The organism is Stenotrophomonas sp. YJH_SMC_57 (assembly GCF_059369755.1).
In genome coordinates, this window is the sequence record NZ_JCAFSZ010000003.1 from 210,107 (window position 1) to 221,736 (window position 11,630).

Genomic DNA, 11,630 nt, shown 5'->3' on the forward strand with positions numbered 1-11,630 from the left:
GGCCGCCGCTGGCCCGACGAGATATCCGATGACTGCACACGCGCCATGCCGCTGGCTCCATTCCTCGTTGCTGATCACGCTGGCAGCGCTGGCGGGCTGCCAGCCCAACCTGCGCGCCGAGGCTGTGCCTTCCGCCGAAGCGCGACCGCACAACGTGATCGTGATGATCAACGACGGCGCCGGTTGGGGCACCTGGGATGCCGCCGCCTACTGGCAGTACGGCAGCCGAGAAGGTGCCCCCTATGCGGATTTCCTGCAGCGCCTGGCGGTGACCACGTTCCCGTTGAATTCCAGCAGCCAGCCGACCCGCGACAACGCGCAGACCCTCGGCTATGACGTGGGCAAGGCCTGGGATACCGAACCGGTGCCCGCGTCGGACCTGCCGTTCGTGGGCTACCAGTACCTGGCGGCGGTGGCTACCGATAGCGCGGCCGCGGGCACCGCGTTGTCCTCGGGCATCAAGACCTACAACAACGCCATCAACTACAACAACGACGGCAATCCGGTCGAGTTCAACACGCTGCGCGCCAAGCGCCTGGGCATGGCCACCGGCGTGGTCACCTCGGTGCCGTTCGCGCATGCCACGCCGGCAGCGTTCGCGGCGCAGAACGCATCGCGCAACAACTACCACGCCATCGCTCACCAGATGCTGGCACAGGGCCACATGGACCTGGTGATGGGCACCGGTGGCCCCGGCTACAGCGTGGATGGCCTGGCCTGTGGGCCGACCACGGATGATGCAGCGCCGGCCGAAGGCTGCGCGACTCCGTGGGAATGGGTGTCGCAGCAGGATTGGCTGCAGCTGGAAGCGGGCCGCACCATTGGCGGCAACCCGTTGGGGCCGTGGCGCCTGATCCGCGGCAAGGAGGAATTCGCCGCGCTGGCGCAGGGCCAGCTACCGGCCGACCGGCCGCTGATCGGCGTGCCACGCGTGGCCAACACGCTGCAGCAGGCACGCCAGCTGCAGGTGCTGGGCAAGGATGCGGCCATGCCCTCGGGCGTAAGGAAGATCGACAGCGTGCCGGATCTTGCGACCATGACCCGCGGTGCGCTGCGGGTCCTGCAGCAGCGCTCTTCGAACGGCCTGTTCCTGATGGTGGAAGGCGGCGCCACCGACTGGGCCGCGCACACCAGTGCCTGCGGCACCGAATGGCACTACGGCCAATGCAGCGACCAGCCGCAGTACGGCCGCCTGATCGAGGAGACCGTGGAGTTCAACGACGCGGTGGCGGCGGTGGTGGACTGGATCGAGCGCAACGGTGGTTGGGAGCGCAACCTGCTGATCGTCACCACCGACCACGACAACAGCATGCCGATGGGCCCCGATGCACAGAACGTCGCCTTCCAGCCGGTGCGCAACAACGGCCGCGGTCGCATGCCGGGGATGAGCTTCCGCCCCACCGGCAACCACTCCAATGCGCTGGTTCCGCTGTGGGCCAAGGGCGCGGGCGCGGAGCTGCTTGCAAAGCGCGTGCGTGGCGTCGATGCCGGCTACCGCCAGCACGTGGGCTGGAACGACGGCCGCTACATCGACAACACCGATGTGGCTGCGGCCGTGCAGGAGGCGCTGCAGCGCTAGGGGTGTGCCGGCCGCTGGCCAGCAGTTGCGGGATGCCCGGTCGGCGAGGTCGCCGGCCAGCAGCCGGTACCACCGGGAGTGCTGCTGGGCGGCGGGACCGGGCTGGCCAGCTGCCGGGCCAGCTCGGCGTTGGCCACGTGGCCGTGCAGGAACAACAGGCTGCCGAAGATGTTCATGAGCGTGCCTCCACTTGAGTGGAATGCACGATACGGGCAGCATGGACGGGCAAAAAGCGACATTTCCGCAAGCAGGCCTTGAGAGGAATTCAAGCCTTATGTCCCGTCCGCCTCTCCATGCCCTGCAGGGCTTCGTGGCCGCCGCCCGGCTCGGCAACCTGTCGCGTGCCGCCGCGTCGATGAACCTGACTGTCAGCGCACTCAGCCATCAGATGCGCCAGCTGGAAGAGCGCCTTGGCCAGCCGCTGCTGATCCGCCAGGCGCGAGGTGTCACCCTGACGCTGGAAGGGCAGCGCCTGCTTGAGCAGGTCGGCCCGCATCTGGATGCGATCAACGAGGCCTTCCAGCCCTATGCGGCGCGTGCCGAGCATGTGCTGACCATCAGCGCGGTGCCGTCGATGGCCTCGGCGTGGCTGGTGCCACGCCTGGGCCACTTCGTGGCCGCGCACCCGCAGATCGAGATCAACCTGCAGTCGAGCGAACGCCTGGTCGATTTCGAGCGGCAGCGGCAGTTCGACGCCGCGTTGCGGTTGGGCAGCGGGCAATGGCCGGGGCTGGTGGTGGAACCGCTGTTCGACGAGTGGCTGCTGCCGATGGCCAGCCCGGCGCTGATCGAACGCATGGGTGGCATCGACCGCGTGCCGCTGACGCAGTGGCCGCTGCTCGGTGATCCCGATGGCGCGTGGGGCGCGTGGTTCGCGTTGAGCGGGCAGAGCCCGCCGCCGCGCTTCGTGGCGGTACTGGATGATTCGGAGGCCCACCACCGTGCGGCGCTGGACGGGGTGGGCGTGGCGCTGGGACGGGTGACGCGGGCGCGCCTGTTGCTGGAATCCGGCCAGCTGGTCGCGCTGTCCAGCCAGCGCCTGAAGACGGCGTGGCCGCATTGGCTGGTGTACCCGCAGCGCTCGGCCCGCCATCGCGGCTTCCTCGCCTTCCGCGACTGGCTGCACGCGCAGGCCGCCGAACACGTGCGGCACATGGCAGACGCACATCTGTAACGTCGTGGCCGCTCGACCACCGCATCTGTGGCGTCGAGCCGTGCTTGAACCCGCAGCTGTAGAGTCGAGCTTGCTCGACTGTCTTCGCGTACAGGCAGTCGAGCAGGCTCGACTCTACAGTCACCGCACCAGCGTGACCGCCTGCCCGGCGCGCGCGAACGCTTCAACCAGCAGCGGCCCGGCTTTGATCGCTTCCACCTCGTTGAAGAGCGCCCGCAACGCATCGGCCGGGCGCGACGCCGGCGCCGCGACCGCCTGCTGGATCGCGGTGAAGCGATCGGCCAGCACGCGGTGGCCGGGATGCGACCGCGCCCAGGCTTCCAGTGGCTGGCGCACGCCGGCGACAGCATCCAGCTGCTGTTGGTCGAACAGGTCAATGGCGGCCGCAGAGGTGTCGGCGCGTTCGATCCTGGCGTGGCGCAGCTCGCGGCTGAGGAACAGGTCGTAGGCCGCGCCCTGGCCGACCGCGATGCGCAGGCCGTCGCGGTCGAGGTCGGCCACCTGCTGCGCCGGGCTGTCCGCACGCACCAGGTAGGTGCCTTCGATTTCCACGTACGACGCGCTGAAGGCGATGCGGTCCGCCCGCGCCGGATCGATCGCCAGGAAGGCCAGATCCCAAGCGTCTTCGGCAGCCGCAGCAACCACCGAGGCTGCCGCATCGTGACAGGTGAAGCGGGCCTGCACCCCCATCCGTTGCGCCAATGCGGTGGCCAGTTCCAGCGAGGGGCCACGCGGCGAACGCGCGTCTCCCTGTGCCAGCACCGGATTGCCCAGGTTGATCGCCACGCGCAGGAATCCCTGCGGTGCCAGCGCGTTTCGATGGTCTGCCAGGGACATGCCGGGCTCCGCAGCAAGGGGAACCCCAGCATGCCAGCGCCGGTGTCCGCGCGGCGTGCACTCAGCCGCGCGCGGCGAACGTGCCATGGAAGCCCAGTGGCACCGCGTAGGGCAGCCACGCCTGTGCGATCGGGCCATCGTCCAGGTGGCGCGCATCGAGTACGGCCAGGCCACTGCGCGTGCTCACCGGATCGAGCAGCGTGCCGATCAGCCAGCCGTCGTCGGCGTTGCGGCTGCCCGGCCGCGGCACGAATACGTGTTCCTCGGCCATGATGTCCGGCCCGTAGTGCCATAGCTGGCGGCTTCCCCGTTCGATGTCGAATGCGGCCACGGCGTTGAAGTAGGGCGCGTTGGCCGGGCCATCGATGGTGGGTGCGTAAAGTCGTGCGCCACGGGTGCTGGCCGAGCGCGGATCGAACAGCGGAAACTCCACTGCGCTGATGCCCAGTGATTCCCAGCGCGCCTGGCCACGGCGCAGGTCCAGGTGCAGCTCGACCAGGCTGGCACCACTGTTGGCCGCATGTGCGCCATCACCGGCCATCGCCTCCTTCATCGGTGAGCGCGCCTCGTTGATGTCGTCATGGCGCACTGCGCGCAGCACGATGCTCCCATCGCGGGTGAAGGCATCGCCGAAGTGGTAGATCGCCGCGAACGGCGCCTCGAACCATTGCGCCTTGTCCGGCGCATCCTTGGTCACCACCGCGATGCGCGCCGCGCGCTGCGGTGCGAACTGCATGCGTTCGAAGAAGCTGCCGCCGGTTCCGGTGAAGTCGAACGGCATCAGCACGAAAACCAGATGCTGTTCGGTCATGGCGAAGGCATGCAGATAGCCATGCTCGGGCGTTTCGATCACGTTGGCGCTGCGCAGCTGGCCGTCCTTGCCGATGTGCCAGACCAGCAGGCCGTGGCCCCCCATCAGGCTGATCGAGCCGAAGTTCCACACGCTGCCATCGCGGTCGGGCAGGGGATGGGCGGAGAACGGCAGCGCGGCCAGGTCCGGGCGCCAGGTGACCGGGCCAAGGGTCTGCAGCGAATCGGGGTCCACCTCGAACGCCGAACCGGATTCGCACAGCGCGAACAGGCGGCCGTTGATCATCGTCACCGAGGTGTTGGCGACGTTGGCATCGTCGTTGTTGCGCACCGCCAGTGCACCGGGGACGCTGGTGCCCGCAGCGGGGTACTGGAAACGGCCGGCCTTCTGCTCACGGCTGAACTTCGGCGTGGCCACCATGCGCCCGTGATGGGTCAGGCTGCCATCGCCGTTGAAACGCCAGCCATGCACCATGCCGTCGCCGTCGAACCAGTGGTCATAGCGGAAGCCATCGCGCTCGGTCCAGGCCGGGCCATTGCGGTACAGCGTACCGGCCAGCCCGGCCGGCAGCCGGCCCTGCAGCTGCACGGTGGCCGGGCCGAGGCTTTCGCTGCTGACGCTGCGCCAGCCGAGCAGCCACGGGTGCTCCTGCAGGCCCTGCGCGAAGTGCGCGGGGTCGCCGGCGAAGGCGGGGGCGCTGCGCAGGGCGGTGGCGCCAAGCGTCAGGCAGGCACTGCTGCTGAGCAGGGTACGAAGGAAGCGGCGACGGTCCATGATGGCCTCGGGTCTGGATGCGGGAATCAGCGCAGGGTGATGTCGATGGCGGCACCGGCGGCCGGCACGTCGACGCGCGCTTCGTCGAAGGTCGGCTTGCGCATCACCTGCGGGTTGTTGCTGAAGCCGTAGCCTTCCACCGGCATGCCGACCAGGTTGGTGTCGAGCTTGCCGTTGTCGTTCTCGTCGTGGGTGAGCAGCACCGCGTAGCTGCCGGCCGCCACGTTCTTGAACACGAAGTGGGCACTGTCGCCGCTGGGCCTGGCCTGCTGCGCCTGCACGGGCGCAGCCTTGCCGTCCCAGGCGGTGGCGTTGTCGACCAGGGCAACGCGCAGCGTGCCGGTCTGCACGCGGACATCGTGTACGGTCACGGCCAGATCGGCGGCGTGGGCGCCGCCGGCCAGGGCCAGGGCGGTCAGGGCGGTGCTGAGCAGGGCGGTACGGATCATGGCAGTGGCTCCGGAAGTGGGCGGTGTGCTGCGGTGTGGGGCCAGTCTGCGCGGGGCGTGGGGCCGGTTTCAGGGCCAGTGGTCATCGATTCGACGTGCCAGAAGTCACTTTCTGCGCTGGACCCATTGCCGACGGCAGGCGCGGCCGTCAGCATCTGGCCATGCCCAGCCTGCTCCGCCACCTGTTGCGTCCGCTCAGCCTTGCCGGTCTGGTGACCGTGCTGGCGGTCGGCCTGTCATTCGCCGTGCAGCGCAGCGAGGCCGGCCCCAGCCTGCTGTTGCTTGCTGGGTTCCTGTTGCTGTTCGTGCTGCACGGCTGGGCGTCGATGCCGTCGCGCGTGCGCGCCGTCGCTGCCGTGCTGCAGGCGCTGCTGGCGGTTGCCCTGGTTGCGTTGCAGCCGCGTACCGGCACTGCCCCCGTGCTGCTGGTGGTGCTGGTCGCGCAGCTGGCCGAGCACTGGCCGCCGCGCTTCGTGCTGGGTGTCGCATTGCTGGCCAACCTGGCGATGTATGGGGTCCTACGCCAGAGTGGTTTCAGCCAGCCGGCGCTGGTGGTGCTGCTGTACGGCGGTTTCCAGGCGTTCGCTGCACTGACCGCACACTACGCACGCAGCACGGCACTGGCCCGCGATGACCTGGCCCGGGTCAATGCGGATCTTCTGGCCACACGTGCATTGCTGGCCGACAGCGCCCGCGATGCCGAGCGCCTGCGCCTGGCGCGCGAGCTGCACGACGTGGCGGGCCACAAGCTCACCGCGATGCGGTTGAACCTGCGCGCGCTGGCTGTAGACCCGGCGCTGGCCGGGCGCGACGGCCTGGTCCTGGCCGAGCAGCTGTCGGGCGAACTGCTGGCCGACATCCGCCAGGTGGTGCAGTCGATGCGCGATGATCGTGGCCTCGATCTGGCCACCGCGCTGCACGCGCTGGCCGCGCCCTTCCCACGGCCGAAGCTGCAACTGCGGATCGGCGAGGGCGTGCGCGTGACCGATCCGCTGATGGCCGAGACCGTGCTGCGGCTGGTGCAGGAAGCGCTGACCAATGCGGCCCGGCATGGCAACGCAGACACCGTATGGCTGACGATCAACGAAGAAGATTCCCGGTTGCGCATCGATATCCATGATGACGGCCAGCGTGCTGAACGCATCCGCGAAGGCAACGGCATTGCCGGCATGCGTGAGCGCCTGGCCACGGTGCATGGCCGACTGGAACTGGCGCGTACCGCACAGGGCGGCATGCTGCTGACCGCATGGGTGCCGGCATGAGTGTCGCCGCGATCCGCGTTGCCCTGGCCGACGACCAGGCGCTGGTCCGCGCCGGCCTGCGTGCGCTGCTGCAGGGCTTGGGCGTGGAGGTGGTGCTGGAGGCCGAAGACGGTCAGGCACTACTCGATGCGCTGCTCGCGCAGCCGGTGGACGTGGTGCTCAGTGATATCCGCATGCCGGGCCTGGATGGCATCGAAGCGCTTCGCCAGCTGCGCGCACGTGGCGATACCACGCCGCTGCTGCTGCTGACTACCTTCGACGAGAGCGACCTGCTGCTGCGGGCAAGCGAAACGGGAGCACAGGGCTTCCTGCTGAAGGACGCCGCGCCGGCCGACCTGTATGAGGCGATCGGGCGCGTCGCCGCCGGCGAGACGCTGCTGATGCCGGTCAGCACCGAGCCTGTGCGCGCGCGCTACCGCTTCCACGATGAAGCGCCGCCGACTGACACCTTCGGTGAACGCGAAGTGGCGATCCTGCGCTTGCTGGCCGGCGGCTACAGCAACAAGGAGATCGCGCGCAGCCTGTTCCTGGCCGAAGGCACGGTGAAGAACTATGTTTCCGCCATTCTCGACAAGCTTGGCACCCGCGATCGTACCCGCGCGGTACTGAAGGCGATTACCCTGCGCATCATCTGACTGCGCCGCGCGAGGAAAGCCCGTGAACCCGATCCTGCATGTCGAGATCCCCGCCAGTGACCTGGCCCGTGCCATCGCCTTCTATCAGCAATGGCTGCAGGTGGTGGTGGACGAACCGATCCTGCTGCATGACTGCCACATGGCCTACCTGCCGTTCTCGGATGACGCGACGGGTGCCAGCCTGTCGCTGGTGCACGGGGCGGACTATCAGCCCTCCGAACAGGGCGCGCGCCTCTATATCGGTGTCGATGATCTTGAGGCCAGCCTCGACCGTGCGCTGCAGGCCGGCGCCGAACTGCGCTTCGGCCCGGCCGATGCCGGCGACTGGCGCGTGGCCGAAATCCGCGACAGCGAAGGCAACCGCATCGCGCTGCAGGCGCGTGCGATTCTGTAGCGTCGAGCCATGCTCGACTGCTTTGGGTGCTGGGAACGCGCCAGTCGAGCATGGCTCGACTCTACAAAGGCGCCAGCCGAGCATGGGCTCGGCCCTACAAGATCGTGGCGCGCGAGCGCTGCAGCCAGTCATTGATCGCCGGGTCCAGCCGCGGGTCGTCCGGCAGCTGCACGCCGAAGCGCTGCTGCAGCACTTCGCGCACGTCGCCTACGTCATGCAGCGGACGCTTGTCAGGCGCCTGCCCCGGGCGGTACTCGGTGTAGTTGCCACTGCCGATGGTGCGGCGCCAGTCCGGCCCGGTCAGCGACGCGCGCAGCTGGCCCGGGAAACCGGAGTCGGGGTGGGTGCACACGTACCAGTTGCCCACCACGTTGTCGATCGGCGCAGGCGCCTGCAGGTCGAAGCGGTACATCGCCCGCCAGCCATCGCTGGATTCGGCTGACAGCACGAAATTGCCGTCATCGCCCAGCCGCTGCAGCAGGTAGCGCTCGTGCGGCGTGGCCTGCGGTGCGGTGTCGTGCAGGCGCAGCGGCACGGTCGGGGTCAGGCTGCCGAAGCCAGCATCGACCAGCCAGTCCTCGCCCTCCACATGCACGCGCAGCAGCAGATGGGTCCGTGCGGTCAGCTCGCCATCCTGTGCCGCCAGCAGCACGCGCGCGCTCAGCGGCTGGGCATCGAAGCCCAGCGCCTGCAGCAGCGCCAGCAGGCCGCCATTGAGTTCGAAGCAGTAACCGCCCCGGCGCTCGTCGAGCAGCTTGCGCTGCACGCTGTCCAGGTCGATCGGTACCGCGTCACGCAGCAGGCAGCTCAGGGTCTCGAACGGCAGCAGCGCGTTATGCCGTTGCTGCAGCAGGGTCAGGCCGGCCAGGGTCAGCGGGGGAGGTGCATCCAGCTGCAGGCGCTGCAGGTAGCGGGGGATATCGAGCGTCGTCATGCGCGCACCGGGCACGGGAGGGACATCCACTGTGCGCCCCCAACCGGGGTTGAGGTCAAGCGCAGCGCCGGTGTCATGCCCCCGTCGCCTGTGCCCGGTACAAAGGCCGCGTCCGCCCGCGAGCGTCGCAGTGGCACGAAAACGGGCCTAAAGTTGCCGGGAATCCAGCCGATACAGGTGCGTCCTTCCGCCTGGAGTCTGTCATGTCGGCCGTCGTTCCCCACCTCCGGTCCCTGCGCACGCATCTGGCCCGCCTGCGCGCGTCGTCGCCCGGCGTGCTGTCGTCGAGCGTGCTGTCGTCGAGCCTGCTGCTGTGGCTGCAGCCGCACCGGCTCAGCGTAGCCAACAAGCTCAAGGCAACCCTCTGGGTTTGTGGCCTGGGCCTGGTGGCGATCGCCGCGGTCTACGCCTGGACCGGCCACGCCAGTGCACAGGCCGCACGCAATCAGGCCAGTTACCAGCGCGGCAGCGACCTGGCGGCCAGCCTGGCCACGCGTGTGGCCGAAGCCCGGCGCCTGCAGACCCAGTATGCGCGCAGTTTCGACGATGCTGACCGCAACCAGTTGCTGTCCACGCAGAAAGCACTGCAGGCCGACCTGCAGGCGCTGCGCGCGATACCGATGGATGCCGGCCGGCGCAAGGCCCTGCAGGTGCTGACCGAAGCCGCGGACGCATTCTCCCAGGGCGTTGCGGCCCTGTTCGAACGGGTCGACGAGATGGGCCGGGGTGATGCCGGCCTTGCCGCGCAGCTGCAGCAGGCCGCCGACACCCTGCAGGCGCAGGTCGATGCGCTGCAGCGCCCCTTGCTGGCGCTGTCCCTGCAGAAGATGCGGCGGCAGGAAGCATTGCTGCTGCTCGACGGTGACTCTGCCCATGCCGACCGCGCCAGCGAAGAGAAGCTGCCGTTCGACCTCGCGCTGGCCGGCCTGTCCACCGATGTGCAGGATGCCCTGCGCAGCGGCATGGAGGCCTATCAGGTCGCCTTGCTGGGTTACACCGCCGCCCGCGTCGGCCTGGATGTGGAGGCGCAGTCGCTGCTGGACACCGCCGCCGGCGTGGCACCGGCACTGGCCGCCTTCCAGCAGGCCCAGGTGGCGGCGCTGGCCGAGGCCCAGGCGCGCCAGCAGACCGGCACGCGCACCATGAGCGTGCTGTTCGCGCTGACCCTGCTGCTGGTCGCGGGCGTGCTGATCACCAGCCTGGTGCTGGTCCTGCGCGCGGTGCGCCAGCCGATCCAGGACACCCTGCGCTTCGCCAGCGATATCGCCGACGACCGCCTGGACACCACGCTGCGCGTATACAACGCCAATGATGAGATCGGCCAGCTCGCCCAGCGCCTGGTCGACATGCAGCAGCGCCTGCGTGCGCGCATCGAGACCGAGCGCGCGGTGGCGCGCGGCAATACCCGCGTGCGCCAGGCGCTGGACAGCGCACAGACCGGCCTGATGGTGATCGATGCGGAAGGTCTGGTGGCCTACGCCAACCCGGCGCTGCTGCTGCAGCTGGACCTGCAGGTTGACGCGCTCGTGGGCAGCGATGCGGTGCGCCTGCATCCGGCGCTGGCCAGCCTGGCCGGCGTGCGCCAGCGCGAAGAACGCGAGATCGGCCACGACGGTGTTCGCTACCAGCTGATCGCCAACCCCATCACCGACGAGGGACAGTTCCTCGGTGTGGCGGTGGAATGGCGCAGCCGCGCACTGGAAACCCTGCTCGAAACCGAAGTGGCCGCACTGGTCGACGCCGCCGCACACGGTGACCTGCACGGTCGCATCGTACTGGACGGCAAGCAGGGCTTCGTGCGCACGCTGTCGACCAGCATCAACCGCCTGCTGGCGACCTTTGAAACCAATCTCGGCGACCTGCAGGCGCTGTTGGCCGCGCTGGCACGCGGCGACCTCAGCGTGCGCATGGACGGCGACCTGCAGGGCGTGTTCGCGCGCATGCGCGACGATGCCAACGCCACCGTCGCGCAGCTGTGCCGCATCGTCACCCGCATCCAGCAGGCCACCTCCAGCCTGGATACCGGCGTTGGCGAGATCGTCGCTGGCCACCACGACCTGTCGCAGCGTACCGAGCAGCAGGCGGCCAACCTGGAAGAAACCGCAGCGTCGATGCATGAGCTGACCGACACCGTGGGCCGCAATGCCGACGCAGCCGGTCGCGCCGATGCGCTGGTCAAGGGTGCGGCAGCGGTGGCCCAGCGCGGCGGCGACGCCGTGGGCCAGGTGGTGGCGACCATGCACGGCATCAGCGAAGCCTCGCGGCGGATCGGTGACATCACCCAGCTGATCGATGGCATCGCCTTCCAGACCAACATCCTTGCACTGAACGCAGCGGTGGAAGCGGCACGTGCCGGCGAACAGGGCCGCAGCTTTGCGGTGGTGGCTGCGGAAGTGCGCCTGCTGGCCCAGCGCAGTGCCGAGGCGGCCAAGCAGATCAAGGGATTGATCGAGGATTCGGTGGCGCGTGTCGAGCAGGGCAACCAGCAGGCCGAGCAGGCCGGCACCACGATGGGCGAGATCGTCGGCAGCGTGCAGCAGCTGGCGGACCTGCTGGCGGGCATCCGCAGCGCATCGCAGGAGCAGCATGCCGGCATCGCACAGGTGAACCAGACCATCGTGCAGATGGAAGCCAGTACCCAGCGCAATGCCAGCCTGGTGGAAGAGGCCGGTGCCTCGACTGCGCAGATGCAGGCGCAGGTGCATGCCCTGGCCGAAGCGGTGGGAGCCTTCCGCCTGCAGCCGGCGCGGCAGGCCCGCGCCGCGGCCTGATCCTGCCCCG

The 11,630-nt window shown here is 69.1% G+C and carries 11 protein-coding genes; 6 read left to right on the forward strand and 5 right to left on the reverse strand.

The annotated features are described in order from the left end of the window. The first annotated feature begins 28 nt into the window (after positions 1-28). Positions 29-1,579 carry an alkaline phosphatase gene (locus AC5P7U_RS05030; RefSeq protein WP_495220841.1) on the forward strand — a complete coding sequence of 517 codons (1,551 nt, stop codon included), beginning with the start codon at positions 29-31 and terminating at the stop codon, positions 1,577-1,579. Here AC5P7U_RS05030 and AC5P7U_RS05035 read toward each other — a convergent pair. Continuing rightward, entirely contained in the window at positions 1,576-1,755 is a 180-nt protein-coding gene (locus AC5P7U_RS05035) for a hypothetical protein (protein ID WP_197564261.1), read from the reverse strand. The two genes, AC5P7U_RS05030 and AC5P7U_RS05035, sit on opposite strands and share 4 nt — an antisense overlap. 98 nt (positions 1,756-1,853) lie before the next feature. Here AC5P7U_RS05035 and AC5P7U_RS05040 point away from each other — a divergent pair, with 98 nt between their 5' ends. Next, positions 1,854-2,753 (forward strand): LysR substrate-binding domain-containing protein, encoded by a 900-nt coding sequence (locus AC5P7U_RS05040; RefSeq protein WP_006473215.1) that lies wholly within the window; start codon positions 1,854-1,856, stop codon positions 2,751-2,753. 120 nt (positions 2,754-2,873) lie between these two features. Here AC5P7U_RS05040 and AC5P7U_RS05045 read toward each other — a convergent pair whose 3' ends face one another. From AC5P7U_RS05045 to AC5P7U_RS05055, 3 genes are all read right to left on the reverse strand, one after another. Continuing rightward, positions 2,874-3,590 carry a transporter substrate-binding domain-containing protein gene (locus AC5P7U_RS05045; RefSeq protein WP_495220842.1) on the reverse strand — a complete coding sequence of 239 codons (717 nt, stop codon included), beginning with the start codon at positions 3,588-3,590 and terminating at the stop codon, positions 2,874-2,876. A 61-nt stretch (positions 3,591-3,651) separates the two neighbouring features. Further along, entirely contained in the window at positions 3,652-5,175 is a 1,524-nt protein-coding gene (locus AC5P7U_RS05050) for a carotenoid oxygenase family protein (protein ID WP_495220843.1), read from the reverse strand. Between the two features lie 26 nt (positions 5,176-5,201). Then, complete coding sequence (locus AC5P7U_RS05055) at positions 5,202-5,624, reverse strand: DUF2141 domain-containing protein (RefSeq protein WP_197564255.1); 423 nt, start codon at positions 5,622-5,624, stop codon at positions 5,202-5,204. Between the two features lie 161 nt (positions 5,625-5,785). Between AC5P7U_RS05055 and AC5P7U_RS05060 the strand changes: the two genes are divergently transcribed. Genes AC5P7U_RS05060 through AC5P7U_RS05070 form a run of 3 tightly spaced genes read left to right on the forward strand, consistent with a single transcriptional unit; the run spans position 5,786 to position 7,915 of the window. After that, positions 5,786-6,886 (forward strand): sensor histidine kinase, encoded by a 1,101-nt coding sequence (locus AC5P7U_RS05060; protein ID WP_495220844.1) that lies wholly within the window; start codon positions 5,786-5,788, stop codon positions 6,884-6,886. Beyond that, a complete protein-coding gene (locus AC5P7U_RS05065; protein WP_495220845.1) occupies positions 6,883-7,521 on the forward strand; it encodes a response regulator transcription factor in 639 nt (212 codons plus the stop codon). The genes AC5P7U_RS05060 and AC5P7U_RS05065 overlap by 4 nt, the downstream gene beginning before the upstream one ends. A gap of 22 nt (positions 7,522-7,543) precedes the next feature. After that, a complete protein-coding gene (locus tag AC5P7U_RS05070; protein ID WP_495220846.1) occupies positions 7,544-7,915 on the forward strand; it encodes a VOC family protein in 372 nt (123 codons plus the stop codon). A gap of 94 nt (positions 7,916-8,009) precedes the next feature. On the opposite strand, the gene AC5P7U_RS05075 is transcribed toward AC5P7U_RS05070, so the two are convergent. Further along, positions 8,010-8,849 (reverse strand): arylamine N-acetyltransferase family protein, encoded by an 840-nt coding sequence (locus AC5P7U_RS05075; RefSeq protein ID WP_006473140.1) that lies wholly within the window; start codon positions 8,847-8,849, stop codon positions 8,010-8,012. Between the two features lie 203 nt (positions 8,850-9,052). On the opposite strand from AC5P7U_RS05075, the gene AC5P7U_RS05080 reads away from it, so the two are divergent. Then, positions 9,053-11,620 carry a methyl-accepting chemotaxis protein gene (locus AC5P7U_RS05080; protein ID WP_495220847.1) on the forward strand — a complete coding sequence of 856 codons (2,568 nt, stop codon included), beginning with the start codon at positions 9,053-9,055 and terminating at the stop codon, positions 11,618-11,620. Positions 11,621-11,630 lie beyond the last annotated feature (10 nt).